Here is a 411-nt window from a genome sequence, read left to right on the forward strand (position 1 = left end):
TTGTCCTGCATCCCGTAAACACAATCATGAACCGACTGGGTAAACAGCGCGCCGCTGTAATCGTCCGTGCTGTCAAAGTTATGGTCAAAATAGTCCAGCAGGGTCTGGCTTTTCAGCCAGTCCAGATACATTTCGGTCATCGGGGAGATAATGGTGTTGTCGTACCGCGTCAGGTCGGTGGTGAACCGGTCCATAAATGCTTTTTCTTTCTCACGGTCGATGTACTTCTCGTAATCTGACCAACATTCCTGTACCTGCCGTTTTAATGTCGAACTGTCTAACTCACGCCCGGTATCCACAGTCCCGGGATGACCCGACAGATAGGCTCCGCCAGAAGTGTAGTAGCCGTATTGTATTTGGGTTTCCAGCGTTTCATATCCACTTATCTGATCCCGCTCAAACTGCCGACAC

The 411-nt window shown here is 50.1% G+C and carries 1 pseudogene; it reads right to left on the reverse strand.

Annotated features, from left to right (window positions below):
- Window positions 1–411 (reverse strand): annotated as a pseudogene (locus AM629_RS24170) (hypothetical protein); the annotation flags it as partial.

The sequence above is a fragment of the Photorhabdus heterorhabditis genome, from assembly GCF_001280945.1.
Lineage (GTDB): Bacteria > Pseudomonadota > Gammaproteobacteria > Enterobacterales > Enterobacteriaceae > Photorhabdus > Photorhabdus heterorhabditis.